Origin of the sequence: Pantoea sp. Ft-CA_14 (assembly GCF_024520875.1) — a bacterium.
Taxonomy (GTDB): domain Bacteria; phylum Pseudomonadota; class Gammaproteobacteria; order Enterobacterales; family Enterobacteriaceae; genus Pantoea; species Pantoea agglomerans.
In genome coordinates this window covers 62,828-88,939 of the sequence record NZ_JALNPM010000019.1, presented here as the reverse complement: position 1 = coordinate 88,939, position 26,112 = coordinate 62,828, and the positions used below count along the sequence as shown (strand labels likewise).

General features: G+C 57.3%; 28 protein-coding genes. 7 read left to right on the top strand and 21 right to left on the bottom strand.

Features of this window, described 5'->3' with window-relative positions:
• Nucleotides 1–171: 171 nt before the first annotated feature.
• The 7 genes from ppnP to aroL form a co-directional block, all read right to left on the bottom strand.
• Nucleotides 172–462: a pyrimidine/purine nucleoside phosphorylase gene (gene ppnP / locus NR195_RS21835; RefSeq protein ID WP_009091800.1), complete on the bottom strand. Its 291-nt coding sequence runs from the start codon at nt 460–462 to the stop codon at nt 172–174.
• A 95-nt stretch (nt 463–557) separates the two neighbouring features.
• Nucleotides 558–1,235 (bottom strand): AroM family protein, encoded by a 678-nt coding sequence (locus NR195_RS21830; RefSeq protein WP_033756743.1) that lies wholly within the window; start codon nt 1,233–1,235, stop codon nt 558–560.
• A 1-nt stretch (nt 1,236) separates the two neighbouring features.
• The gene (locus tag NR195_RS21825) at nt 1,237–2,169 is read right to left on the bottom strand and encodes a DUF1177 domain-containing protein (RefSeq protein ID WP_010671177.1); all 933 of its coding nucleotides are present in this window, start codon (nt 2,167–2,169) and stop codon (nt 1,237–1,239) included.
• An 11-nt stretch (nt 2,170–2,180) separates the two neighbouring features.
• The gene (locus NR195_RS21820) at nt 2,181–3,740 is read right to left on the bottom strand and encodes an OPT/YSL family transporter (RefSeq protein ID WP_052272146.1); all 1,560 of its coding nucleotides are present in this window, start codon (nt 3,738–3,740) and stop codon (nt 2,181–2,183) included.
• Between the two features lie 288 nt (nt 3,741–4,028).
• Nucleotides 4,029–4,781 (bottom strand): IclR family transcriptional regulator, encoded by a 753-nt coding sequence (locus NR195_RS21815; RefSeq protein WP_010255274.1) that lies wholly within the window; start codon nt 4,779–4,781, stop codon nt 4,029–4,031.
• 349 nt (nt 4,782–5,130) lie between these two features.
• A complete protein-coding gene (locus NR195_RS21810) occupies nt 5,131–5,322 on the bottom strand; it encodes a YaiA family protein (protein WP_010255272.1) in 192 nt (63 codons plus the stop codon).
• 111 nt (nt 5,323–5,433) lie between these two features.
• Nucleotides 5,434–5,958 carry a shikimate kinase AroL gene (gene aroL, locus NR195_RS21805; protein ID WP_010255270.1) on the bottom strand — a complete coding sequence of 175 codons (525 nt, stop codon included), beginning with the start codon at nt 5,956–5,958 and terminating at the stop codon, nt 5,434–5,436.
• A 315-nt stretch (nt 5,959–6,273) separates the two neighbouring features.
• Between aroL and NR195_RS21800 the strand changes: the two genes are divergently transcribed.
• Complete coding sequence (locus NR195_RS21800; RefSeq protein WP_256844907.1) at nt 6,274–6,984, top strand: DUF2076 domain-containing protein; 711 nt, start codon at nt 6,274–6,276, stop codon at nt 6,982–6,984.
• Between the two features lie 2 nt (nt 6,985–6,986).
• Here the strand turns inward: NR195_RS21800 and NR195_RS21795 are convergent, their stop codons facing one another.
• A complete protein-coding gene (locus tag NR195_RS21795) occupies nt 6,987–7,436 on the bottom strand; it encodes a YaiI/YqxD family protein (protein WP_256844908.1) in 450 nt (149 codons plus the stop codon).
• 168 nt (nt 7,437–7,604) lie between these two features.
• On the opposite strand from NR195_RS21795, the gene proC reads away from it, so the two are divergent.
• Entirely contained in the window at nt 7,605–8,417 is an 813-nt protein-coding gene (gene proC, locus NR195_RS21790; protein WP_010255263.1) for a pyrroline-5-carboxylate reductase, read from the top strand.
• Nucleotides 8,418–8,478: 61 nt separating this feature from the next.
• On the opposite strand, the gene NR195_RS21785 is transcribed toward proC, so the two are convergent.
• The 4 genes from NR195_RS21785 to NR195_RS21770 all read right to left on the bottom strand — a co-directional run bounded on the left by NR195_RS21785 (nt 8,479) and on the right by NR195_RS21770 (nt 11,228).
• Nucleotides 8,479–10,005 carry an FAD-dependent oxidoreductase gene (locus NR195_RS21785; RefSeq protein ID WP_256844906.1) on the bottom strand — a complete coding sequence of 509 codons (1,527 nt, stop codon included), beginning with the start codon at nt 10,003–10,005 and terminating at the stop codon, nt 8,479–8,481.
• A gap of 205 nt (nt 10,006–10,210) precedes the next feature.
• Nucleotides 10,211–10,513, bottom strand: a complete 303-nt coding sequence (locus tag NR195_RS21780) for a PsiF family protein (RefSeq protein WP_010255256.1) — start codon at nt 10,511–10,513, stop codon at nt 10,211–10,213.
• Between the two features lie 115 nt (nt 10,514–10,628).
• Nucleotides 10,629–10,880 carry an anti-adapter protein IraP gene (gene iraP / locus NR195_RS21775; RefSeq protein ID WP_010255252.1) on the bottom strand — a complete coding sequence of 84 codons (252 nt, stop codon included), beginning with the start codon at nt 10,878–10,880 and terminating at the stop codon, nt 10,629–10,631.
• A 204-nt stretch (nt 10,881–11,084) separates the two neighbouring features.
• Nucleotides 11,085–11,228, bottom strand: coding sequence for a hypothetical protein (locus tag NR195_RS21770; protein WP_164480391.1), 144 nt, complete (start codon nt 11,226–11,228; stop codon nt 11,085–11,087).
• A gap of 253 nt (nt 11,229–11,481) precedes the next feature.
• Between NR195_RS21770 and NR195_RS21765 the strand changes: the two genes are divergently transcribed.
• The gene (locus NR195_RS21765) at nt 11,482–14,604 is read left to right on the top strand and encodes a beta-galactosidase (protein ID WP_256844905.1); all 3,123 of its coding nucleotides are present in this window, start codon (nt 11,482–11,484) and stop codon (nt 14,602–14,604) included.
• Here the strand turns inward: NR195_RS21765 and NR195_RS21760 are convergent.
• Nucleotides 14,501–15,775 (bottom strand): multidrug efflux MFS transporter, encoded by a 1,275-nt coding sequence (locus NR195_RS21760; protein ID WP_061901715.1) that lies wholly within the window; start codon nt 15,773–15,775, stop codon nt 14,501–14,503. The genes NR195_RS21765 and NR195_RS21760 overlap by 104 nt on opposite strands.
• Nucleotides 15,776–16,209: 434 nt before the next feature.
• Here NR195_RS21760 and NR195_RS21755 point away from each other — a divergent pair, with 434 nt between their 5' ends.
• A complete protein-coding gene (locus tag NR195_RS21755; protein ID WP_010255246.1) occupies nt 16,210–16,461 on the top strand; it encodes a biofilm development regulator YmgB/AriR family protein in 252 nt (83 codons plus the stop codon).
• A 9-nt stretch (nt 16,462–16,470) separates the two neighbouring features.
• Here NR195_RS21755 and NR195_RS21750 read toward each other — a convergent pair whose 3' ends face one another.
• The 3 genes from NR195_RS21750 to NR195_RS21740 form a co-directional block, all read right to left on the bottom strand.
• The gene (locus NR195_RS21750; protein WP_010255244.1) at nt 16,471–16,791 is read right to left on the bottom strand and encodes a hypothetical protein; all 321 of its coding nucleotides are present in this window, start codon (nt 16,789–16,791) and stop codon (nt 16,471–16,473) included.
• 155 nt (nt 16,792–16,946) lie between these two features.
• A complete protein-coding gene (locus tag NR195_RS21745) occupies nt 16,947–17,243 on the bottom strand; it encodes an I78 family peptidase inhibitor (RefSeq protein ID WP_010255242.1) in 297 nt (98 codons plus the stop codon).
• Between the two features lie 272 nt (nt 17,244–17,515).
• Nucleotides 17,516–20,119 carry an EAL domain-containing protein gene (locus NR195_RS21740; RefSeq protein WP_256844904.1) on the bottom strand — a complete coding sequence of 868 codons (2,604 nt, stop codon included), beginning with the start codon at nt 20,117–20,119 and terminating at the stop codon, nt 17,516–17,518.
• 213 nt (nt 20,120–20,332) lie between these two features.
• Between NR195_RS21740 and NR195_RS21735 the strand changes: the two genes are divergently transcribed.
• The 3 genes from NR195_RS21735 to NR195_RS21725 all read left to right on the top strand — a co-directional run bounded on the left by NR195_RS21735 (nt 20,333) and on the right by NR195_RS21725 (nt 21,656).
• On the top strand, nt 20,333–20,983 hold the full coding sequence (locus NR195_RS21735; RefSeq protein WP_010255238.1) for a CPBP family intramembrane glutamic endopeptidase: 651 nt from the start codon (nt 20,333–20,335) through the stop codon (nt 20,981–20,983).
• A gap of 172 nt (nt 20,984–21,155) precedes the next feature.
• The gene (locus tag NR195_RS21730; protein WP_003850083.1) at nt 21,156–21,326 is read left to right on the top strand and encodes a hypothetical protein; all 171 of its coding nucleotides are present in this window, start codon (nt 21,156–21,158) and stop codon (nt 21,324–21,326) included.
• A 99-nt stretch (nt 21,327–21,425) separates the two neighbouring features.
• Nucleotides 21,426–21,656 carry a hypothetical protein gene (locus NR195_RS21725; RefSeq protein WP_029519422.1) on the top strand — a complete coding sequence of 77 codons (231 nt, stop codon included), beginning with the start codon at nt 21,426–21,428 and terminating at the stop codon, nt 21,654–21,656.
• A gap of 115 nt (nt 21,657–21,771) precedes the next feature.
• On the opposite strand, the gene yniD is transcribed toward NR195_RS21725, so the two are convergent.
• The 5 genes from yniD to lldP all read right to left on the bottom strand — a co-directional run bounded on the left by yniD (nt 21,772) and on the right by lldP (nt 26,100).
• Nucleotides 21,772–21,879, bottom strand: coding sequence for a small membrane protein YniD (yniD, locus tag NR195_RS21720; RefSeq protein ID WP_022625163.1), 108 nt, complete (start codon nt 21,877–21,879; stop codon nt 21,772–21,774).
• Nucleotides 21,880–22,000: 121 nt separating this feature from the next.
• On the bottom strand, nt 22,001–22,429 hold the full coding sequence (locus tag NR195_RS21715; RefSeq protein WP_022625164.1) for an OsmC family protein: 429 nt from the start codon (nt 22,427–22,429) through the stop codon (nt 22,001–22,003).
• 58 nt (nt 22,430–22,487) lie between these two features.
• Nucleotides 22,488–23,675 (bottom strand): FMN-dependent L-lactate dehydrogenase LldD, encoded by a 1,188-nt coding sequence (gene lldD / locus NR195_RS21710; RefSeq protein WP_022625165.1) that lies wholly within the window; start codon nt 23,673–23,675, stop codon nt 22,488–22,490.
• On the bottom strand, nt 23,675–24,448 hold the full coding sequence (lldR, locus tag NR195_RS21705; protein WP_256844903.1) for a transcriptional regulator LldR: 774 nt from the start codon (nt 24,446–24,448) through the stop codon (nt 23,675–23,677). Before lldR ends, lldD begins: the two co-directional genes overlap by 1 nt.
• Nucleotides 24,445–26,100: an L-lactate permease gene (lldP, locus tag NR195_RS21700; protein WP_010255230.1), complete on the bottom strand. Its 1,656-nt coding sequence runs from the start codon at nt 26,098–26,100 to the stop codon at nt 24,445–24,447. Before lldP ends, lldR begins: the two co-directional genes overlap by 4 nt.
• Between the last annotated feature and the right edge of the window lie 12 nt (nt 26,101–26,112).

Here is a 26,112-nt window from a genome sequence, read left to right as displayed (position 1 = left end):
TCAAAGCCGAAGGTACCGCGTGAGCGGCGCGAGGACGGCCCGGCAGCAGCAGAGGTGCGCTGGCCCGCACTGCGGCTGGCTCGCCCGGAAAAAAAGCTGCCACGTTTGACCGTGGCAGCTTTTACAAATCTAATCTTAACTGACCAGCATTACCGCTAAGCGGCCATGTTTTTAATCTTTCAGGTAACGGCAGAGATAGGAACTTGGCTCGCCAACCTGCAGATGAAATTCGCTGTGACCCGGCACGTTAAACACCGAACCCGCTTCAAACCATTTCCACTCGGTTTCACCTGGCAGTAATACCTTAAGCGAGCCGCTGACCACAGTCATCTCCTCCGGCTGGCCGGTACCGAATGTGTATTCGCCTTCAGCCATTACGCCCACGCTGGCACGTCCGGTGCTCGCACTGTCAAAACCGATAGACTTAACTTTTCCGTCAAAATACTCACTTACGTTGAGCATAATAGTTCTCCAGAGCACATGTTGTGTGTCTGGCAGTGTAGAAGGGAACCCGCTGATCTGTCACGCGAAATGATGGCCGTTTGTGATCTCTTTCCTCAGGGAAGCAACTCCGCCGCCAGGCGCGCCACCAGCTGATTAGAGAGCAGAACCGGTACGCCCAGCCGCTGCTGTAACCCTATCCGATGCTGCTGGTGATAACCCATACAGTCGAGCACCACCAGCGCCGCGCCCTGCGCTTTCAGACTGTTTGCAGCATCGGCGAAGGTTGCCTGATCGCCCTGATAGGGACTGGCGACCGCAAAGCAGGGCTGCGCGGGCAGTTGCTGCCACTTACCTGCCTGCTCAACAATCTGCTCCTCAACCGGCACGACAATGCCGACCCGCTGCTGCTGCACCATGGCGCAGATGAGCGGTGGAATCAGGCGATCCGGCTCCAGCAGTAGCGCACGCTGGGTGCGGAGCCTGCTGAATTCACCGGTGCAGAGCAGCAGAATGGTCGCATAGCCCGCCTGTTCCAGCGCACTGATTTTGCGCTGCAATCCCTGCTCCACTTTCGAGGCCGCCAGCCGCACCTGTTCGCCACTCTGCAGCCGCGACACCAGAACCCGGTCGCCCGCTGCTGGCGCGAAGCGTGCGGCAATCTCTGCCGCGCTGAGTCCATCCAGTAAACCGACGTGATCGGTCAGCGCATCCGGCAGATGCTGCCGCAGCAGCGGCAGAATATCGCTGCGCGGAGACTGGCCGATAGTCAGCGTTACCAGTGGTTTCGTCATCTTAGTGATTCCGGTGACGCAGATGCGCCAGGCTGCCATAGAGCGAAATCAGCCGCGCATACTCTTCGGCGTCGTAGAAGTGACAGGTTCCACGACCAAACTCCTTGGCCACCTCAATGGCAAACTTCGCCGCTGCCGCAATGTCCACTTCATGGCTGGCGCCGGTTCCGCAGCCCGGCACCACCGACTCGGCAGTGATCGCCACCCCCACCACCGGCACATCCGTGGCGGTAGAAGGTTGCAGAATGCTGTTGAGGTGATAAACCCCATTGCCGTAAGGTGTAATATCCTGCGTGGTGATGGGAAAGGTCACCGCCGGACGGCCGCTGGTCATCTCCATGATGCGCAGCAGATCCTCCGAAACCCGCAGGATGTAGCCCTCTTTCACCGTCGGCGACAGGGCAAAGCCTTTGTGGTTGATAATGCGGTTACCTTTGGTGGTGTCGATTGACAGAATCGCATCCACACCCGCCACCACTTCATTATCATTCATGGTGACATCGTCAATCGGCGAGTCCATGAAATCGACCGGCAGATGCGGCCGCGTTGGCGCATCCGGGCAGATATGAGTGGTAATGATGACATCGCCATCAAGCCTGTCGCCTTTGCTCTGCATCTGCGCCAGTTTAAGCGCGCTGGCAACGGCCGCGATCGCGCCATCCGCATCTGACACCATGCCGATACGACCAGGACGAGCGCCGATGCCACCAAGGCGACCAATAATCCCCAGCGTCGGTGCACTGCCGCCGCCTGATTTGCCCTGCGTCCCCGGAATATCAATGCGCACAAAATCGGTGCGGCCTTTGGGACCGGAGACACGGGTAAAGCGGGCATCAACATCAGGATACGCCGCGAAGAGATCCACCACCTGCTGTCCGTCAATGTGGGCGCTATCCAGTAACTCAAAAACCGCCAGGGTCTGCTGCAAACTCATGCTTTATCCTTTTATTTCTTGCTGCTGCTGGCAAACAGCGAATGAAAGAAGCTGTAGAGGGCATCACCGGCAATAAAGCCTGCCGCCATCACCTCCATAGGCGACCGGCCCCGCTCGCCCCAGATCCGGATGATTATGATGCGTAAGGCGATCCCCACCACTACTGCCCAGCCCGCCATGGCGTTATTAATTAATAAACCGGTGGCGAGCAGCACGCCCAGCTGGCGTTTCGGCCCGCCGATCAGCTGGATAATGGCCCCCGGAATCGCCCACATCAGCAGATTACCGGCGATACCTGGCTCAGCACCCGCCTGAATGGTTTTGGCATACACCCGCGCTACAGGCGGCAGCAGGTTGTCAGCAAAGAAGAAGGTATGGGCGTACCAGACCAGCGGAATCGACACAACAAAGGCGATCATAGCTGCGATGAGCTGAATACGACGTCCCCAGAGCTCCTGCTGCAGATCGGCACCGTTGCCGCGCAGGATAAAGCCCGCCTTCAGGTCATAACCCATATCGGCGAACGCCGGACCGGTGGCGGCGGTAAAGCCGCACAGCAGGCAGAGCGCCAGCGGTGGGAAGCCGATCAGAATGCCGATAATCAGCGTAATCAGCGCCACGGCAAAGGCCGGGAACCAGCCGGAGTGCATAGCGGCAATGCCGACAATCAGTTCATGGGCGAAAGCAGCAAACGCGGCATAAAGAACAAACAGCAGCAGCATCGCGATGCCCATCTCACTCCACAGGCCGCCCGCCAGCGCCAGCAGCGCCGAAATCACGATGTAACCCACGCTGCCGAAACCCAGCGCCCGCTGCACCTCATTGCCATTGCGGCTCACCACCAGCGCATCATTTTTGCGGCTGCGAATCACCATCACGACCTGAATCAGCGCCACCAGACCGGCACCGACCATCACGCCATGCGGAATATAGAGCGCATTAATATCAATACCGGCCACCGGCTGCGCATAGGCACGCAGCAGAAAACCGATGCCGAGCATCGACAGCGCCCAGATATTGCCGATAAACGCGGTGCCGAAGGCAGACATCGGGATCTTCAGCATGGCACCGACGACGCCACCCACGATGCCCAGCACCAGCAGCCACGCCTGGCGTCCGCCTTTATCACCCGCTTTGATCGCTTCCGCTGCTGCAACGCCCGGTGGCCAGGCATTACTGGCCGGAAAGACGCGGGTATCAAACAGCCGATAGAGCAGCCAGGCATCCAGCAGCATCGCGGCGCTGACGCCACAGAACAGCGGCAGGACCAGTTGCGGTTCACCCAGCGCCCAGGGCACGGCAATCGGCATCAACAGACTGTTCGCCGCCCCAAAGGTGGCAGAAGAGATGGCGGTCTGCGCCAGGTTCTGGATTTCAATTGAACGATAACGGCGAAATGCCTGCAGCGGAATACGCGCCAGCAACATGGCAAACAGCGCGCCGATAATAGAGGTGTTAGGCGTTACGCCAATGGTGGTAATCAGCTGAATGCCAATAATGGCACCCGCGATGGAAAGAAGAATTAAAACCAGTGCCACGCCAACGTGCTTAATCGGATTTACCCGTTCCATACGTCCCCGCCAGTCCTTGTCCAGAAGAAATGAAATAACGTCTACCCGCCTGCTGGCCGGTTTACGCCGGTTATCAGTTTCACTGCTCTGATGCGCACAGAGATTGCAACAGCCACTGCAGATGGTCGTCCCTCCGCATGCTGAACCGATACAGGAGGCAATGAGAGACGGACACAGGCAACCGGAGTGCTGCGTAAAACGTGGCGATCAGATTGAAAGAAAAAGGCCCGAAGGCCTTTGTTTTCCCTGGTGTGGCGAAAGTACTACGCCGATAAAAACGGTGTGCAGTTACGCGCCATATTTTTCGGTCATCTCAGTGGCCGTTGCGCGTAATGCTTCAAGGAGCTCTGACGGGAAACCCGGTTCAGACTCCATAGACGGAAACGACAGGCAGAGTGCCACCGTTTCGCCATGATGTTTGTTATGAACAATAACTGACAGCGAGCTGATGCCTGGCAGCGATTCATTTCGGGCCAGTGACCAGCCCTGCTGGCGGATCTCAGCCAGTCTGGCACAGAGTGCCTCAGGACTTTGCGGCGAGTTCGCTGATGCGACCTGCCATTGATCATGGAAGCGCGCCAGCACCTCTTCATCACTTAACTGCGCTAACAGCGCCCGGCCGGTTGAGGTCGCGGCAGCCGGCATCCGACTGCCCGGCGGCGTGACCATCTGCGTAAAGTGACGCCCATGAAACATACGCATCACTAATACTTCCCGCCCGTCGAGCTTCGACACGTAACCCATGCAGCCGGTCTTCGCAGCCAGCCTGACCATCGCCGCTGAAACGCTGTCAACCAGCGGTGCCGAAAGATAATGTCCGGCGGCAGCCAGCAATACGCGACCAATGTGATAACCGCGCGTATCCGCATTCCGCTCCAGCAGCCCCTGACTTTCCATGGTGGCCAGCAGACGCGAAACGGTGCTTTTTGGCAGGTTTAACGCCTCAACCACCTCACTGAATGAGAGACCAACATGCCCCTGCGTCACACCTTTGTGCTGAAACAATCGAAGTACGGCGGCAGCATTTTCAAGTGTGGTCATGTTACGTGTTCCACTATATGGAACTAAGTTCCTCTGTTGGTTTGATGAAAATAAAACGTGGCGCTGAATCGGTCAAGCGACAATTTGATTCACACAGAGATCGGCAGCAGAGAAAATAAGGGGATAAAAATGATTAGCGGGGCTTTATCTGGTGAGACAAGGAGAGTGCAGAACAGAAGCATACGCAGAGAGCATTCAACAGTAAATCTGCGTCAATTTCGCTTCTTAAATAACCCGATCGGCTTCAGGTGGGAGTAAAAAGAGGCGTGGTTCAGGCACAGCGTCAGGCGGGTCAGTAATAAGCAGTTATCCGGTGTAACAGGCTGGCGTCCCTGCCAGCAGTAAAGCTTTACTCTTTTTCAACGTCTTCGTAGCGCGCTTTGGCGTCACGCGCTTCTTCTTCCGTTTCGTGCTCACTGATTAATGAATTCGGTTTGGGATGATCAGCACGCAATTCGTAAGAGGTTACTTTATTACCTTCAGTGCCCTTTTCAACTGGCACAACTTTCGCTTCACGTGGATACGGTGGTCTGGTCGGCATACTGTGTCCCTCTTGTCTGAATAACATTCCACAGGACAGGCCGCTGCCTGTCATAGGATAAGTATAGACAATGCCGTCTGAAGCGGGATCAAAGCGGGAAAAATCTGAGGGTTAGCTGGCGCGCGCCAGAGAGAGTGACAGCAGAATTTCCTCTACCACGCACTCAGGCGATTGCATCGCATTCACCTGATGATGGGCCGCAGCCTGATAGAGATGCGCACGTTCACGCAGCACATCACTCATCTCATCAGCAATCGGACGGCCGGTTAAGGTCGGACGCTGGGCCGCTTCAGGTTCACTTTCCAGCCGCTCTGCCAGCACCTCGGGGGACGCGCTAAGCCAGATCACCTGGCCCTGCTCCTGCATAAAACGACAGTTCTCTTCAGCCAGAATCATGCCGCCGCCGGTGGCAATGACGGTTCCGGGTGCCGTCACCGCTTTAAGCGATTCCGTTTCACGGGCGCGGAAACCTTCCCAGCCTTCCTCCGCCACAATCTCCGTCACGCTCCGCTGCGTGCTGAGTTGCAGATGGTGATCGGTATCCGTAAAGGCGTAGCCCAGCGCCCGCGACAACGCCTCGCCGACCGTGGTTTTGCCGCAACCGCGAGCGCCAATCAAAAAGATGGGTAGTGACATCAGGGCCGTTCCTCCGCCTGACCGCGCGATGCGGCTGCATGGTGAGCTTATTAATGCGACGCATAATAACTGGAAATTATTATGGCCTCTACCTGTCAGGCACGATTTACGCATTTTCGTCCCCTGAACAGCGACAATCTTTGTGTTTTCAAGGGGAAATGCATGCACGTTTTGTGCATCAGGGCCGTTACAGAGCGATAAAAACTCCGCAAAAGAGCGGCTAAAATGCGTCGGCAATATTTGCTTACTGCCCCGATTTTACTTTTCACGCTGGCGCCCACATATACTGGTAACAATCGCCACAGGAGAGTCATCATGCAACGCGAAGAACAACAACTGATCGAAGGGCTGTTCAGCCGTCTGAAACAGGCTGAAAGCCAGACCGTGGCACGCGATGCCGCTGCCGAACAACTGATCAACCAGCATCTGCAGGCGCAGCCGGGCGCGCCTTACTACATGGCACAGGCGATCCTGATTCAGGAAGCGGCGCTGAAAAAACTCAATGAGAAAGTATCGGCGCTGGAAAGCCAGCTGGCCCAGCAGCAGCAACCTGCACAGAGCAGCGGCGGCTTTCTGTCCGGGCTGTTTGGCAGCGGTTCGCGTCAGCAGCCGCCTGTGCAGCAGCAACAGCAATCGTCACCGTGGAACAGTGCGCCACAGCAACCGGCTCAGCCGCAATATGCGCCTGCACAAGCGCCTGCACCACGCGGCACCGGTTTCCTCGGCGGCGCACTGCAGACAGCTGTGGGTGTGGCGGGCGGTGTGGTGATGGCCGATATGCTGACCAGCATGTTCCACCATTCACAGCCGGAAGAGATTGTGAATATCATCAATGAGCCACCCCTGCCCGATGTGAATGACAATCTCAACACCTTCAACGGTGGCGATGACAATGCCGATACCTTTAACGGCGGTAACGACAACGCCTTCCTCGACCAGAATACGGGCTGGGACAGTAATTATGCCGACAACAGCGATCTCAATGATTTTGGCGGCAACGATTACGACGACGATAGCTTCGTTTAACTTCAGCGTTTCTGCTGGGTGAGCCAGCTATCCAGCTCATTTGCAAACTGCTGGCGGTCACGCGGACTCATCGCCGCGGGGCCGCCGGTCTGCACCCCACTTGACCGCAGGGTATCCATAAAATCCCGCATCGCCAGGCGTTCACGTATCGTCGCCGGTGAGTAACGCTCGCCGCGCGGATTCAGCGCCGCCGCACCCTTCTCAATCACCTCTGCTGCCAGCGGGATATCGGCGGTGATCACCAGATCGCCTGGCTGACAACGTCTGACGATCTCATTGTCCGCCACATCAAATCCGGCAGGCACCTGCAGTGTGCGCAGATACGGTGAGGGCGGCACACGCAGAAACTGGTTCGCCACAAAAGTGATGGTAGTTGCGGTGCGGTCGGCTGCGCGGTAGAGCACCTCTTTGATTACATTCGGACAGGCATCGGCATCGACCCAGATAAACATCATGATTCCTTACAGTCAGAGAAGAGTAAGATCTTGCCGGGTTCCCCTTAAATGGCAAATTTTATTTGCGGCGTGCTTTCCAGCCTGCGCCCGGCTGACTTGTTATTCAGGCTGGCTGAAGTAAGCTAGCTCACTGAGAAAAACGAATAATGTCCTAAGGAGATGGCGATGCTGGCAAAGAAAATCGGGTTTATCGGCGGGGGAAATATGGCGAAAGCCATTATCGGCGGACTGGTCAACAGCGGCAAAATCGCCCCGTCTGATATCTTCGTTTACGATCGCAAAGCAGAGACCAACCAGGCGATGGCAGAGCAGTATGGCATCAACGCAGCCGAGAGCGCTGAAGCGCTGGCGCGTGAAGTGGACATCCTGTTCGGCGCGGTCAAACCCAATGTCATTCTGAAAGTCTTAAAAGAGCTGACAGGCAGCCTGAAAAAAGAGGCGCTGGTGGTGTCGATTGCGGCTGGGGTGACGCTCGATTCGCTCTCATCGGTGCTGGGTTACGATCGTAAAATTGTCCGTGCGATGCCGAATACTCCCTCGCTGGTCAGCGAAGGCATGACCTCGGTCACGCCCAACGTGCTGGTTGAGCAGGCGGAAATCGACGAGGTGATAGCGATTTTTGAGAGCTTCGGCAAAGCGGCCGTGGTGGATGAATATCTGATTCACTCCGTGGTCGGCGTCAGCGGTTCTGCGCCGGCCTACGTGTTTATGTTTATCGAAGCGATGGCCGATGCGGCCGTACTGGGCGGCATGCCACGCGCTCAGGCCTATCAGTTTGCTGCACAGGCGGTGAAAGGGGCGGCGCAGATGGTGCTGACCACCGGAAAACATCCGGCTGAACTCAAAGATATGGTCTGCTCCCCAGGCGGCACCACCATCGAAGCGGTGAAAGTGCTGGAAGAGAAAGGCATGCGCTCGGCGGTGATGGAAGCGATGCTGCAGTGCATGGCGAAGTCAGAGAAACTGAGCCGCAGCTAACAGAGTGAGTGTTGTTGCGCAAGGCGGCCCGCCACGCTGGCTGGCCCGCCTTGCTACCGGCTTAACTGATGTGCGCCTGACAGAGCGCCACCGCGTCGGCAAACGTCATCGGCTGCTGCATCCGCTCCACCAGCTCAGCGGTCAGCGTATACATGCCGCATGAGCAGATTGCCGCCAGCCTCCCCTGCTGGCCATAAAACGCCATAAACTTTTTATCCTCCAGCGAGCCAAGCAGCTGGAATGAATCCCATTCTTTGGCATGGCCCAGATACTCATAACGGGTGCCATACTGCGTAGTCCAGAAGAACGGCACACGATCAAACGCGACGGTCTGGTCCAGCATATTCCATGCGGCGGTTTGTCCCTGCTGATGCGCGACGCGATAGTGTTCAATGCGCAGCGGCCCCTGCGCCGACGGATACGTGGCGATATCTCCCGCCACCCAGATATTGTCAGCGACCCGCAACTGCTCATCCGCCTGCAGGCTGCCATCCTCTGCCAGCGGGAGATCGTGGATAAAGTCGGTAGCCGGTTCGACCCCGGTGGCAAACAGCACCACCGTCGCGTCCAGCAACCGTCCGCCCTTGAGCTGCACGCCATTCACCCGCTGGTCGCCCTGTAAGGCTTCGATCTCGCCCTGCACCCACTTCACGCCGTTCTGCTCATGCAGCTGATAGAAATAGCGGCCAATCTGATCGCCAAACTGTTTAGCAAAGGGCAACGCCTGTCGGGCGATTATCGTCACGTCAATGTCACGATTACGCAGCGCCGACGCCAGTTCGGTGCCGATAAAACTGTTGCCGATAATCACGATTTTATGGCTGGCATCCACCGCCTGAAGCAGCTCATCGGTCTGCGCTTTGCTGCGCAGCAGATGGACCCCATCGAGATCGCTGCCCGGCAAATCGGGGCGGACTGGCGTCGCGCCGCTGGCTATCAGCAGTTTGTCGAAGGCGAGCGTCTCGCCATCCTCAAAGATCAGCCGTTGCTGCTGGGCATCCAGGCGGCTCACGGTAGCCTGAAGTCGTTCAACGTGATCCATCACATCCGCTTTCAGCAGCTGCGGCACCTCGCTGATATCCATTTTGCCCGACGGCACAAATTTGGTCAGCGCGGTGCGGTCGTAAGGCGCATCCGCTTCCCGCTCAACCAGAATCACGCGGCCTTTGAAGCCTTCATGGCGCAGACGCCACAGCGCCGCGCTGCCCGCCGCCCCACCACCGAGCACCACATAGACCGGTGCTTCTGCCCCACTGCCAATCGGCGCCGCGGCGGACATCGCTTTCGGATTCACCAGCACCCGGCCCTCTTCAATGCGCAGCGGATACTGTTTGAGATCGGCTAACGCCAGCGGTTCACACATTTTTCCACTGGCCAGATTAAACGCGGCTTTGTGCCAAGGACAGACCAGCCGATCGCCGCAAATCGCGCCCTGCTCCAGCGGCGCGCCTGCGTGCGGGCATTTCGCCTGATAAGCACGTACATTGTCGCCTTCGCGGATCAGCAACACTTCCACCTCGCCGAGCGTTTTTTTAACCGGCTGGCGCTGGGGCAGATCGTTCAGGTCGACGGTAAATTGATAGTTCACGACATGGCTCCTTTAACGGTTCTTGTCTTGTGCTGCGCGGCAAAACAGAGTGCTGCGCAAATCCCCACAAACAGTAAGTGTGGCAAAAGAACCGGGAAGCCTGGCGATGAATGCTTATCAGAAGGTTAACGTGCTGTTATAGAAGGGAATTTAATCAGTATTGCGCGGGAAGGAGAAGCGGCCACCTGCGTGGCCGTGGGGATAATCAGCTTTTTTTCAGGCACTGGCTCATAAAGGTTTTACGCGCATCGCCCGCCAGTTTTTTATCACCAGCTTCGCCGTTACAGCTTTTCATTTTCATCTGCTGCGGTGACATCTGCGACAGCTTGCTGTCCTTTTTCAGGCATTCACTCATAAAGGTTTTGCGCGCATCCCCTTTAAGATCCTGTGATTTAGCATGCTGGTTACACATCGTCATCTTCTCCTGCTGCGGGGTCTTTTCCGCCGCACCGGCCAGTCCACTGACCAGCAGGCCCGCCATCATCATCGCCATTAAACCGACTTTCATCTTGTTATCTCCACAGTGGATTGTCCTTTGTTATTCTGGCAGCGAATAAGCAAAGCGGAAAATGTTTCAGGTCAAAGTGATGTGAAGATCCCATTCCAGTCTGGCACTGGGATTGTTACTGACGAGGATGGCGGAGTAACTTTTCGATGTAATTGCGCAGCAGTTGCGCATTTTCATCTCCGGCATCGGCCACATTGTCTATTGCGGTTTCAATACTGGTGGTTATAGCCAGATGTTGTTGCGGCTCCAGCTTGCGAACCAGCGCGGTAACAACAATCTCCAGCGCTTCGATTTGCGCCATCTGCTCTTTGGCTGTCGCCTCTTTTTCAGCCAGCTTTACCAGCAATTCAGCAATCAGGTTTTTCATGCTGTTATCTCAGCGGTGGAGAAAAGCTGAAATTATCACCACGCTGGCTAAAAAAACAGAGGGTAACCGCTACTTTTTTCAGTGAGTTAGCCCGCATTCCTCACCGTCTGCTCAGACGATTCCGGCTAACCTTGCGAGCGAAACGTTTTCCCTGCAATCAACGCTATGGTCAAACGTTTCGCCCGCCCGAAATCGGTCTTTTGCTTAGCGAGGATCGACAAATCCGCGGCCTGGTCCGCCGCCGTGTCCGCCCCAGCCACCGCCACCGCCGCCTGGAGGCGGGAAAATACATCCGCTTAATGCAGTAACCAATGCCACAACGGCAGCCAGCTTAAAGATTCGTACCATATCTACCTCAGGGTGATGAAATCGGGCTGAGTGTATGGAGCCACCTGCATGGCGACAAGTGAGATTCTTCCGCATCCGGCGACTATTCATCTTTGCTGACCAGGCTTAACGATTTACCACCATTAAGGCGGCACAATCTCAACATCCCGGCTGGATTACAGCACAAATTATTTGTGCAAATCGGGAGGGTGAACACTTTACAGGCGGCGTAATTTTGCGCATTGTGAGCGCATTACATTTACAGGATATAAACATGACTCTCTCTCAGGCTGCTTTCAGTGACATCCTCTCCCGGCGCGACTGGGAAAATCCGGTCGTGACCTCGCTGCATCGGCTGGATGCGCACCCGCCATTCGCCAGCTGGCGAGATGAAGCAGCCGCGCGGGATGACAGCCCCTCGGCGTCACTGCAGAGCCTCAACGGAGAGTGGGGTTTCCGTTATTTTACGCAGCCTGAAGCGGTCCCGGCCAGCTGGTTACTGCAGGATCTGCCGGACACTACGACCCTTCCGGTTCCGGCCAACTGGCAGATGCACGGCTTCGATGCCCCCATTTATACCAACGTGCAGTATCCGATTCCGGTTACTCCTCCGCTGGTCCCCGCAGAGAATCCAACCGGATGTTACTCGCTCACATTCAGCACTGACGCAGCCTGGCTGGATAATGGGCAGACACGCATCATTTTTGACGGCGTAAACTCGGCCTTTCACCTGTGGTGCAACGGACACTGTATTGGCTACTCTCAGGACAGTCGTCTGCCCGCTGAATTCGACCTGACGCCTTATCTGCGGCCGGGCAAAAACCGGCTGGCAGTAATGGTGCTGCGCTGGAGCGACGGCAGTTATCTGGAAGATCAGGATATGTGGCGGATGAGCGGCATTTTCCGTGACGTCACGTTATTGCATAAACCGCAGGTGCATCTGGCCGATGTTCAGCTGGAAACCCGGCTCAGCCCGGAGTTTTACCGTGCCGAATTGCGTGCCCGGGTTCGTGTTGCTCTGCCAGCTGACGTCAGCTCGCGCTATCAGCTGCGCCTGACGCTGTGGCAGGGTGAACAGCAGATTGCTCAGTGTCAGCAGCCGCTGGGCAGTGCCATTATTGACGAGCGGGGTCACTATCCCGAACGCGCCCTGCTCAGCCTGCCGGTGGAACAGCCTGCGCTGTGGAGTGCCGAAACACCCCACCTCTATCGCGCCACGCTGGCGCTGCTGGATGAGAATCAACAGCTGATAGAGGTGGAAGCCTATGATGTCGGCTTCCGTCAGGTCACCATCGACAACGGTCTGCTCTGTCTGAACGGCAAACCGCTGCTGATCCGCGGCACCAACCGTCATGAACATCATCCGGAGCGCGGTCAGGTGGTGGATGAGGCGACGATGCGCCGCGACATTGAGCTGATGAAGCAGCACAATTTTAATGCGGTGCGCTGTTCGCATTACCCTAATCATCCGCTCTGGTACCGGTTGTGCGATCAGTATGGGCTTTATGTGGTGGATGAGGCCAATATCGAAACCCACGGCATGCAGCCGATGAACCGGCTCTCCGATGATCCCCGCTGGTTTGCCGCCTATAGCGAACGCGTGACGCGCATGGTGCAGCGCGATCGTAATCACTGCAGCATTATTATCTGGTCGCTGGGCAATGAATCAGGACATGGTGCCACACACGATGCGCTCTACCGCTGGGTAAAAAGCAGCGATCCAACCCGTCCGGTTCAGTATGAAGGCGGCGGTGCGGATACCGCTGCTACCGATATCATCTGCCCGATGTATGCCAGGGTTGATGAAGATCAGCCCTTCCCGGCTGTGCCGAAATGGTCGCTGAAAAAGTGGATCGGTCTGCCGGGTGAGACGCGTCCGCTGATCCTGTGTGAGTACGCGCATGCCATGGGCAACAGCTTTGGCGGTTTTGCTAAGTACTGGCAGGCCTTCCGCCAGTTTCCGCGTCTGCAGGGCGGCTTCGTCTGGGACTGGGTTGATCAGAGCCTGACCCGCTATAACGATCAGGGCGAACCCTGGCAGGCCTACGGCGGCGATTTTGGCGATAAACCCAACGATCGTCAGTTCTGTATGAACGGGCTGGTATTTGCCGATCGCACGCCGCATCCGGCGCTTTATGAGGCGCAGTGCGCCCAGCAGTTCTGGCAGTTTGACGTCGATCCCGGCGATCCGCTGAGCTTTACGGTCAGCAGCGACTATTTGTTCCGCCACAGTGACAACGAAGTGCTGCGCTGGCGCATCGAACAGGCGGGTCGTGTAGTAACGGAAGGAGAAGTGCCGCTGGATATCGTTCCACAGGGCCAGCAGCGGATCACGCTGCCGTCACCGCCAGCATTACAGGGCGAATGCTGGCTGAACGTCGCGGTTCATCAGATTCAACCGACCCAATGGAGCACCGCTGGCTGGCGTGTCGCCTGGCACCAATGGGCGCTGCCCTCATCGCTGGCGCTGCCATCAAAGCCGGAGAGCGGCCACGCACCGGGCCTGCACGATGATACCCGTGAGATTGTCATCACCCATCAGCAGCAACGCTGGCATTTTTCACGCCACAGCGGCGAACTGACGCAGTGGTTTGTGGATGAACAGCCCACACTGCTTTCACCGCTTCAGGACTGCTTTATTCGCGCCCCGCTGGACAATGACATCGGCACCAGCGAAGCGGAACGGGTTGATCCCAATGCCTGGGTCGAGCGCTGGAAAGCAGCGGGTTATGACCAGATGAGCAGCCAGCTGGTGTCGATGACGGCGAATGCGTTGCCACAGGCGGTGCAGATTGAGACGCTGCACAGCTGGCTCGCCCATGGCCAGATCGCCTTTATCAGCCGTAAACGTTATCTGATCAATGCGCAGGGTGAGTTGCAGTTGCAGCTTTCCGTTGAGCAGTCGCGTGGATTGCCGCCGCCCGCGCGCATCGGATTACGCTGTGAGCTGACGCAGATACCACAACAGGTGAGCTGGCTCGGCCTGGGTCCGCATGAAAACTATCCCGATCGCCAGCTGGCCGCGCAGTTTTCCCGCTGGGAGCTGCCGCTGGATCAGCTCTCAACGCCTTATGTTTTCCCGGGTGAGAACGGTCTGCGCTGCGGCACCCGTCAGCTCGACAGCGGCAGCTGGCAGGTCAGCGGCGATTTCGCTTTCTCACTGAGCCGTTTCAGCCTGGAGCAGTTGCGGGAGGCATCACACCGCCACCATCTGCGTCCGGAAGCGGGCTGCTGGCTGCATCTGGATGCCTGCCACATGGGTGTTGGCGGCGATGACTCCTGGAGCCCCAGCGTCAGTCCTGAGTTTTTACTGACTCAGCAGCGCTGGCAGGCTGAACTGACGATTTGCCAGCCGACGCGGGCAGCGCTGTCTTCGGACGCCGGTAAAAGCGCTTAAGAAACAGCACGTTAATCAGCACGACCACGGCGGTGGCAAAAAAGACCCAGCGGAAACCGGCCACCGCCGACACCGCGGCGCCCAGCAGCGGACCCGCGACATTGCCGAGATACATAAAGGACTGGTTATAGCCGAAGATCCGGCCGGTGATGTTGTCACGCGAGTGACGCACCAGCAGGGTCTGCACCGCGGGCATCATCGCGCCATCGGCAAAGCCCAGCAGAAAACGTAATACCCCCAGCTGTGTCGTGCTGGTGACAAACGACATGGCGATAAACAGCAGCAGCGAGATGACCATCGTTGCCAGCAGGATACGCTGCGTGCCGATGCGATCGCCCAGTCGTCCCAGACGAGGCGCGGCCAGCAGTGCAGAGACGCCAGGCAGCGCGGCAATGACCCCGCTAAGAAAAGCGATATTCTCAGCGGTGGGTGCCAGTTCCCGCACAAAGAGCGTCAGGATCGGGTTCACCGATCCGTTGCACATCTGAATCACCATGGTGGTGAAAAAGAGGCAGAGCATCAGTTTTGGATTATCCAGCGAGCGGAAAACCTCGCGTCCGCTGAGCTTCTCCTTTTTACTCACCGGGGTGTAACCGGTCTCCTTGATCAGGAACAGCGTCACCAGAAAGCTGACCATCAGCAGCGCTGCGGTGACAATAAACACCGTACGCAAACCGACCCAGTCTGCCAGCAGCCCGCCCAGCATCGGCCCCAGAATCACCCCGCCAATCTGACCGGTTGAGACACAGCTCAGCGCCCAGCCGCTGCGTTCACGCGGCACCTGAGCGGCCACCAGCGCCATGGCGTTGGGAATATATCCGGAGGTCAGCCCCATCAGGGCACGCAGCAGCAGCAACTGCCAGGCTTCGGTGACAAAAGCCTGTAGCAGAATTACCACGCCCATGCCAAAAGCGGCGCGCAGCAGCATCAGCTTACGGCCTTTACGATCGGCAAGACTGCCCCACAGCGGGGCTACGGCCGCCGAAACCACAAAGGTGATACTGAAGGTTAGACCCGACCAGAGGCTCAGTGATTCGCCACCGGTTATGCCAAGCTGCTCAAGGTAGAGCGGCAGAAACGGGATAATCTGGCTGATGGCCAGGCCGGTAAAAAAACAGCCAAACCAGACCGAGATCAGGTTTATCTTCCAGGGTTCTATAGTGCGTGGCATGAGCAGATATTTTAAAGAGAGGGAATGTTCAGTCTAACGCGGCTATTCTCAGCGTGACCGACAAAACATGGCACAAATGGCAAAAGACCGGTTTCCTCTTTGATTCAGCGCAATCACCGGCGCAAATTTTCCAGCCCACCGGGTTTTTAGCGCGAAGCACGCGGGCGATGGTCTGGCCAGACCCGATCTCCCTCAATCCGGCCCGTCAATATAGAAAAATATGTCATTCTGTTACTGACAACTCTTCACCCCGCTTCTATGTTTAAAAAACCGCCAGCCGCGGCGGTGTGGCAATCTTTTTAATCGGCGCGACATCCTCCGCAAAAAACGGTGCAGACCGTCCGGCTACGCTGAGGCGAACCAGCTTATTTCATGGTTAAACGCCCTTATGCTCAGGTGTAAGGGAGGGGGTCTTGTTTTAGCGGAGGTGGGTAATGAGAGTACAACCTGACAGCGCCAGCCGTGCTATCAGCGACTATTTTAACAGCCCGGACTGGCGAATACCGCCTGAGTCCGATCTGCTGGCGGTGATTCTGCGTGAAATAATGGAAGCGGGAGAACCCGCCACCAATAAAGCCCTTATTGCGCGGGTGATCGATAAACTGGAAGTGGAAGGCGACGAGACGCAGTTGCAGCGTTATCGCACCCTGCTGGCGCAGTTGATCGACACGCAGCCGGAGGCGTAAACCCACCACCTACTTCACCCAGCGCAATTTATCCGCTTCGCTGATGCTGGCTCGTCCGCTGCTGCGCTGAAACAGGCACAGCTCCCGTCCACGCTTATTTTTCATCTGCGGCTGGGGGTAGCGTCCCTCCAGCAACAGTGCGCTGTAGCCCGTATTGTCGTCATACTCGATCGCCTCGCCCAGCACCTTTACTTTGCTCAGATGACTGGCGTTAATGCAGGCCTGCACCATCACCTGACGGCTCTTTTGCCAGGCCTCTTCACTGGAAGCCTGCGCCAGTGTGCTGCTGAGTAACAATGCGGGCAGAAGTGCCCCGATTATGCGTTTCATCTTCTCTGCTCCTGTTACGGCCTGAAGCCGCTAAAAAAATTCCCGCCGGGGCGGGAATAAACAAGACGAGCACTATCTATTGTGTGACGAGGAAGTTTCTTAAACGCGCTGCTATCCTCGCCTGCCGTTATGACAAACCTATGACATCTTTGCCGTTAACCACAATAAACTGAGCTGATATTGCCATTTTTGTCAGCCAGGAAGTTCAGCCGGTTAAGGTTGAAGTCCATGGTGACGGCAGAATTATAGGGAATGGCGCGTACCTTCTGTTCGAAGTGCTGACCCTGCAGCGCGGTTAACGGTTTACCGACATAATTCTGAAACTGAGAGGCACCACAGCGGTCAGCTTCGGGATCCTGCGCCACACTGGCGGTATCGGGCTTAGAGGCAGATTGACAGGCGGTTAATGCAAACAGCCCCACTACCAGCAGCCCTTTTCCATAAAATTTCACGTTTATTCTCCTGTTGGACGTGTAAAACCCTGCCCCAAGAGTAGCAAAGCGCACCTGCTGACCTGAACCCCTAAAAAGTAAAGTTGTTACAGCAGCATTAAACGGGTCGCAGCACAGGTCATCTTTTAAGATTAATCGCACTCATTGCCTAAAAAAAGCACAACGGACCACTACAATATTAAGAATAGTCTTAGCTCTGTGGAGGTCATGATGGAACTGATTATTTTTGTCGTCTGCGCAATGCTGATGACCGCCGTGGCGGTTAAAGTCCGTTAAACGGGTTCAGCCTGGTTCTGCGCGGTTCTTTCCAGAAGCGTACTGAATGCAGCCAGCGGCATCGGTCGACCGAGGAAGTAGCCTTGCCCCTCTTCGCACGAGAGCTGTTTAAGCTGATTCAGCTGCGCTTCTGTCTCAATCCCTTCAGCAGTAATTGTCAGGGCAAAGGCGCGTGCCAGCGCAATAATCCCCGCAACCACCGATTGTGCCTGCTGCGACTCCGGGAAATCTTTCATCCAGGAGCGATCGATCTTCAGCCCATTAAACGGGAAGGTCTTCAGGTAGCCCAGGGCCGCATAGCCGGTGCCGAAATCATCAACGGTTAACCTTACCCCGAGTGACCGTAAACCCTGCATCACCTCCAGCGCATGCTGCGGATGTTCAAAGGTCACGTTCTCCGTGATCTCCAGCTCCAGCCGGGTAGCCGGCAGGCCACTTTTCGCCAGCACATCCGCAACCCGCTGCACTAAATCGCTGGTGCGGAACTCCATGGGCGAAATATTAACCGAAACATAGCGATCGCCCCCCCACCCCAGCGCATCCTCACACGCGCGCATCAACACCCAGTCGCTGATGGTGGCGATGAGACCGCTCTCTTCCGCCAGCGGAATAAAGTGATCGGGGGTAATCCACTCATCCGGCGCAATCTGCCAGCGAATCAGCGCCTCAGCACCTGCCAGCTGACCCGTCAGCAGTTGATAGCGGGGCTGGTAGTGCAGGCGAAATTCATTGTTCTTCAGCGCTTTCTCAATCCGCCGCGCCATTTCACGCTTATCCTCACGCTGACTGGCCATCTCATTGGCATACCAGACCCACTGATTGCGTCCCGCTTCGCGCGCTTCATTCAGCGCGATATCCGCCATTTGCAGCAGCGCTTCCGGATGGCTGGCATCCTGCGGTACACAGGCAATCCCCATGCTGACGGTGAGATAGTGAACATGCTGGCCGGTGCTGATGGGCTGCTGAACCTCGTGCACCAGCTGTGCGCAACGCTGATCGACCCGCTCACGGTTCGTTTCACGCAATACCAGCACAAACTCATCGCCACTCAGCCGCGCCACCAGCTCCTGCGGGCCGATACAGCGCTTCAGACGCTGCGCTATCTGGCTCAGCACCTCATCGCCCGCCGCATGGCCCCAGGTTTCATTAATCGGCCTGAACTGATCGAGATCGAGGGTAATCAGCGTCAGCGGCGCAGCGCCATCAGGCAGCTCTAGGTGTAGTGTCAGAAACTCCTGCAGTTGCACGCGGTTCGACAGGCCGGTTAAGACGTCGTGACGCGACAAAAAATGAATGCGCGCCTCGGCTTCCATGCTCTGAGTGATGTCCGATACCGTGCCGCGAAACCCGATACATCGCGCCTCATGCCAGATTGTTTTCGCGACCAGCTGGCCGATACGGCGGTTGCCGTGCGCCGACATAAACTGACAGCGCAGTGGCATCTGTTGCCCCTCCTCCTCCTGACGCTGCAGCCAGGCGACCAGCGAATGGCTGGGATGCGTCAGCAGGTGATCGATGTGACGGCCCAGCCAGTGTGTAATATCGTGGCCGGTCACGGTTTGAAAGCGCGCTGACAGGTAGATGAGGCGACCCTCTTCGTCCGTTTCCCAGATCCAGTCTGACGCTGCCTCAGCGAGATCGCGAAACCGCGCTTCGCTATTGGCCAGCTCCTGCTGACTGATCGCCAGCAGGGCAAAGCGCCGGTCAGAAAGAATCGCATTAGAGAGCGCATGGCGGCTGACGCGATGGGTGATTATGCCAATGATGATCGCCATGAGCATCAGCAGTGGCAACAGAAACCAGACCAGGCCCATGCCAGGCATCTTTGGCGTCCAGCGCAGCACAATCAGATCGCCGCCGGGTAACGGTTGCACCATCCGCGGTTCACGCAGGGCATCCCCTGCACTGACGGGCAGGCGCAGTTCGCGCACATCCAGCGTGGCGCCCAGCGCTTGTAATTTGGCAGGGGTGAACTGATTCACAAACACCATGACTGACGCTGGCCCCGCCATCGGCGGCATATTCGTCAGTTTGCCGCTGCCGATGGGGGCGGCAACCACAATGGCGGGCAGATGATTAATCAGTGCATCACGGGTTATCGCCGCGTCGTTGCGCTGACGTGCCGCCGCAATCAGCGCTGGGGTCTCTTTTCCCAGCCAGGCTTCCAGCGGCGTATCCACCAGCTGCCCATTAATGACGCTGTACGTGGTGTGACCGTTGCCGTCGACCACGAATACGCCCTCATAGTGATACTCTTCGTAGAGGCCCGGACCAAAGTTCTCTTCGTCATAAGCCCAGACTTTGTTGACCCTGACATGGAGATTGCGCCAGGCTTCGCCCCAGAACGCATAATCCCGGATATCCGTGACCATCGCCTCCTGACGATTTTTCCACGCCTGCTGCATCAGCAACTGGTCATGCTCAACCGATACGCTGTTTTGCCGCTGCGCAATTGTCAGCACCATCAGCATCGAGAGCACCAGCACGCCAAACAGCAGCAGCGAAAGCGTGCGCAGGCTGCGCCGCGTAAAGCGGACAGTGCGGTCTTCAGCGGCATGACTGAATGGAGGCGAGGGTGGCGCCGGAGGGTTAGAAGTCATTAAGAGTGCTCACTACACAGTCAGAGTTTGAAATGACGGGCCTGCAATACAACATGCAGTGCTGACCAGATTAGTTTCCTCAGTTATCGGCTCACGCGCGCGGGTGTTTAGTCTGCGGTTAACATTTTGCGCTTAAATATTGTGTTACAGGCTGACTCGACAGCGATCTGGTGCATTGCTACTATGCGCTAACCTTCGCTGGCAGAGTCGCCTATGAATACCAATTCCGACAGAGTGACACTGACGCTGTTCTACGTCGGCAGCTTTGTGGTCTATTACCTGGTTACCATGCTGATCACGCTGTTCCCTAATTACAGCGTGCTGCGTAATGACGGCCTGCTGGTGCCGGTGCTCTGCCTGTTTGAATTTGCTGTTATCTATCCGCTTTACCGCTTTTACTGCCAGCGCCGTACAGACCTGCCGCTGGGTGAACTCTGCACGCTGCAAACTCTGCTGTTTACTGGCGCGCTATTTGTTCTGATGGCCGCACAGATGCAGTTCATGCAGCCGGAAGGATGGCTGGTGATGCAGGCCCAGCAGGGACGTAATTCGCTGCTGATCCTGCTGCTCACCGCCGTGCTGCTGGCGCCGGTGTTTGAAGAGGTGCTGTTCCGCGGTTTTCTGTTGCAGGGCTTTCTGCTGTGGGCGCCACGGAGCCGCTTTGCCTGTATGCTGCTGACCTCACTGCTGTTTGCGGTGATGCATACGCAGTATGTGCACTGGCAGACCCTTATCGCCCTGACGCTGTTTTCGCTACTGCTCTGTTACGCCCGGCTGCGGAGTAACAGTCTGGCGCTGCCCATCTTCCTGCACACGCTGAATAACCTGATTGCGCTGCTGCCCGCCTGGTATTTCGCAGGCTAGCGCCAGGCCCGCCCCTTCTGACACACCTTACAGGCCGCCGCATCACACCCTGGCTGGCGGACCATAGCTCACACTGACAATGCCGCCCCGGCACGTTTGTCTATACTGGATGTTAAAAAGGGATAAAAAGCACCACAGTCCGGACCACCAGACCGTGTAAAGGAGAGGATCTATGTTGATAGGATTTGTGTTGTTAGTGAGCGCATGCGGCTACGATGCCTGCGAGGCGCTGCCGGTATCAGAGCGCATCTATCCGACGAAGGTCGACTGTGAAACGATGGCGAACCGCATTCATAAAGTCAGACCGAATGTGGTACTGCTGTGCGGCGAAGTACACCGCTAATTCAGGGCCAGGTTCAATAAAGCAGGGCTGTAACGTTGCAAGCTGACGCTTTAGCGTACAAAATATAAGCTGTTGTTAACCATTATCGTTGTGAATCCCATGAAAACATCACGCCCCCGTCGTCCTGGTGGACGCTGGGTTTACTATCTTTTGTATGATGGCATTCTGTGGCCCTGCCCCGTCCGTTGGGAGTGGGAGAGCAGCTATGGCGGCTGGCTGCCATTTTACTACACGCCAACCTTTGAGTTTGTGGTAGGCGATCCGCGCAAGGCTTATCGCATTGCGCGCAGCGATGTGCGGGCTAAAAGGCGCGAGGATGCCTTTGTCTGAGCGCGTTTATCGCCACGGCAGCCATGAGGCAGTAAGCAGATAGTGAACCGCTTCCAGCACAATAATCACCATTAATAATATGCCCAGCGTGTGGCGGCCAATCCCCTTCATCTGTTCAGGCCCAGATCATGGCAGCCCAGCGGATCAGCAGCAGCGCGCCACAGATGCACAACAGAACCAGCACCATCTTCCAGTACTTTTTGGCTGCCCGGTATCTCGTCACCTCAGTTTCCTCTGGTCAGAAAGCGAAGATGCGCCAGAAGGCGCATCTGTTCCGGTCAGCAACAGGACCGGTGAGGCATAGCATAACGCCCGGGCCGCCAAAAGGCGACCCGTTACCGGCATCAGTTGTTCAGGGTGTAATCCAGCGTAATTTCCGCGTTCAGTACCTGAGAAACCGGGCAGCCCGCTTTGGCTTTATTGATGATCTCGTCGAAGGTCGACTCATCAATGCCTGGCAGAGAGATGGTGCTGGTCAGTGCCACTTTGGTGATGGCAAAGCCGTCGCCTTTTTTGTCCAGCGACACGTCGGCCGTGGTATCAATGCTTTCCGGCGGATGACCCGCATTGCCCAGCATCAGCGACAGCGCCATGGAGAAACAGGCTGCATGCGCTGCACCAATCAGTTCTTCCGGGTTGGTGCCTTTGCCGCCTTCAAAACGGGTGTTAAAGCCATAAGGCTGCTGGCTTAGTACGCCGCTCTCGGTGCTGACGGTGCCTTTGCCTTTGATATCGCCTTCCCAATGCGCCGAACCTTTCTTATGAATGGTCATGTCGTTCCTCCTGTTGGTAAAGAAGCTAAGTATAGACAATACATTCATTTTCGCAGGCTCAACTCACCGCGCGGGGACGTGGCGGTGTGCTCTGCGGTGCCAGTAACGCTTCCGCCTGCACCAGCGAATCGCGGGTAATTTCACCGATCGACTTCGCGCCGGTGAGGGTCATGGCAACGCGCATCTCTTTTTCAATCAGCGTCAGCAGGTTTTCTACGCCGCGCTGACCGTGGGTTGCCAGCGCATAGATAAATGCCCGTCCCAGCAGCACGCTGTCTGCGCCCAGCGCAATCATCCGCACCACATCCAGCCCGTTGCGAATGCCACTGTCCGCCAGAATGGCGATGTCACCTTTTACCGCATCGGCAATGGCCGGTAGCGCACGCGCCGAGGAGAGCACGCCATCCAGCTGGCGTCCGCCGTGATTAGAGACCACGATGCCATCGGCGCCAAAGCGCACCGCATCACGCGCATCTTCCGGATCGAGAATGCCCTTGATCACCATCGGTCCATCCCAGAACTCGCGGATCCACTCCAGATCGCGCCACGAGATAGAGGGATCGAAATTATTCGCCAGCCAGCCGATGTAATCTTCCAGCCCGGTAGGCTTGCCCAGATACGTGGAGATATTCCCCAGATCGTGAGGACGCCCCTGCAGACCCACATCCAGCGCCCACTGTGGATGGGTGACCGCCTGCCAGTAACGACGCAGCGCCGCGTGATTGCCGCTCATACCGGAGTGCGCATCGCGATAGCGCGCGCCCGGCGTGGGCATATCCACGGTAAACACCAGCGTAGAGCAACCGGCGGCTTTGGCGCGCTCCAGCGCGTTGCGCATAAAGCCGCGGTCACGCAGCACATAGAGCTGGAACCACATGGGACGCTTAATCTGCGGGGCCACCTCTTCAATCGGGCAGACCGAGACGGTCGACAGGGTAAACGGAATGCCTTTCAGGTCTGCCGCGCGCGCCGCCTGTACTTCACCCCGGCGGGCATACATGCCGCACAGGCCGACCGGTGCCAGCGCAACCGGCATCGACAGGGTTTCATTGAACAGTTTGGTTTCAAGACTCAGTTCCGACATATTTTTAAGAATGCGCTGGCGCAGCGCCACATCCGAGAGATCCTCTACGTTGCGACGCAGGGTGTGCTCGGCATAGGCACCGCCATCAAGATAGTGAAACAGGAACGGCGGCAGGATACGTTGCGCGGCCGCGCGATAGTCACTGGCAGCGGAGATAATCATCAGTCAGATTCCTTTGGGTTGCGTGTGTCGTTATCCGGTAAGCGGGTGATGCGCGCCTGACGCGCTTCATCTTCATGCAGGCTTTTCATGGTGGTGTGCACGAATCCCAGATGCTGCATCGCCGCCTGGCGCGCAGCGTCGGCATCGCCCGTGAGGATCGCATCGAGCAGCGCCTGATGCTGTTCAGTCAGGCGGGCAAAAATCGCGGGCTGGGTATACATGCGCTGACGGCTCTGCATTACCGATGATTGCAGCAGCTCAAAAAAACCACGCATGGTCTGCAGCAGCACTACGTTGTGCGACGCCTCGGCAATCGCCAGATGGAAGCGCACATCAGCCTGGGCGGCGAGATCGGGATCGTCACTCTCTTTCAGTTTCAGGGTGGCGTCGAAAGCGTACTGCAGCTTCTCTTTGTCGGCGTCGGTGGCGCGCAGTGCGGCGTGCCAGGCGGTGCTGGCCTCGATGGCATGGCGCGCTTCCAGAATGTCGTAGCGGTAGTCGGGATCGTCGCGCAGTAGCTGGCGAATCAGCTCGACGATGCGCTGTTCCGACCAGGGCGCCAGCTGCTGACGGATCCAGGTGCCGCCGCCGCGTCGGCTAATCAGCATGCCGTTGCTGATCAACTGTTGTATGGCTTCACGCAGCGAGGAGCGCGAGACGCCAAGCTCCGCAGAGAGCTGACGCTCGGCGGGCAGGCGCATGCCCGGCTCGAGCTGATGTTCGGTGATATAGGCCCGCAGGCGCGTCACCAGCGGATCGGCATTGCTGCTCATGGGATCATCCAGGGGAAGACGTAGGCCTGAAGCGTGGTTATCACACCGACCATACAGGTGAAAATCAGGCTGTGTTTAACGGTAAACCGGAACAGGTCGGACTCTTTACCCACCAGCCCGACCGCCGCACAGGCGATAGCGATCGACTGCGGCGAGATCATCTTACCGGTCACGCCACCGGTGGTGTTGGCCGCCACCAGCAGAATATCGGAGACGCCAATCTGCTGCGCGGTCGTGGCCTGTAAAGCAGCAAACAGCGCATTCGATGAGGTGTCTGATCCGGTCAGGAAGACGCCCAGCCAGCCCAGGAACGGTGAGAAGAAGGTAAAAGCGTGGCCGGTGTGCGCCAGCGCCAGTGCCAGCGTCGCAGACAGCCCGGAGTAATTCGAGATAAAGGCAAAGGCCAGTACCATCCCGATAGAGTAGATCGGCAGCGCCAGCTCTTTCAGCGTTTCACCAAAAGTCTGCAATGCTGCCTTTGGCTTCATGCGCAGGAAAATCATCGCCATGATCGCCGCAATTAAAATGGCGGTGCCGGTGGCGGACACCAGATCCAGCTTAAAGATGGCCGGATAAGGGGTTGCAGTGCCGACCACGGGCGGCATCCGCGCCACCAGCTCATTCAGCATCGGCACCGGCATAGCCAGCACCCACTCATAGAGCGCGCCGCCTTTGGCGAATAGCGCTTTAAACGGCGGGATACTCCAGAGCGTGACGGTGGCGGTGAGAAACAGGAACGGCATCCAGGCGCGGATCACCTGCCCCAGCCGATACTTCTGCGGTGGCAGCAACGGATCGCCCTGTTTCGCCTCTGCATCGGCAAAGCGGAAGATGCGAACCGGCTTCCAGACCCGCAGGAACAGCGTCAGCGAAATCAGCGAGGCGAGCGACGAGATAATATCGGGCAGCTCCGGACCCAGGAAGTTGGAGCTGAGGAACTGGGCAATGGCAAACGATCCCCCTGCCACGACCACCGCCGGCCAGGTCTCTTTCACTCCGCGCCAGCCATCCATGATCGCCATAATCCAGAACAGCACAATCAGGGTCAGCAGCGGCAGCTGGCGTCCGGCCATCTGGCCGATGGCAAAACTGTCCAGCCCGGTCACCTGCCCCGCCACAATAATCGGGATGCCCATCGCGCCAAAGGCCACCGGCGCGGTGTTCACAATCAGGCAGAGCCCGGCGGCGTAGAGCGGATTAAAGCCGAGTCCCACCAGCAGCGCGGCGGTAATCGCCACCGGCGCACCAAAGCCCGCAGCCCCCTCCAGAAACGCCCCGAACGAGAAGCCGACAATCAGCATCTGCAGACGCTGATCGGGAGTAATCGACAGGATAGAGGCGCGGATAATGTCGAACTGGCCGGTTTTGACTGAGATCTTGTAGACGAACACCGCGGCGACAATAATCCAGGCAATCGGCCACAACCCATAGAGAAAGCCATACACCACGGCGGCCAGCGCCTGTGCAACCGGCATCTGATAGAGAAACAGCGCCACCAGCAGCGCCAGCACCACGGTGGTGGTGGCCGCCAGGTAGCCTTTCATCTTCAGCTTAATCAGCGCAAAGAAGAAAAAGAGAATCGGGATCAGTGCGATCAGGCTTGAAAGCCAGATATTACCCAGCGGATCGTAGTTTTGTTGCCAGATCTGCATGCCAGTATCTCC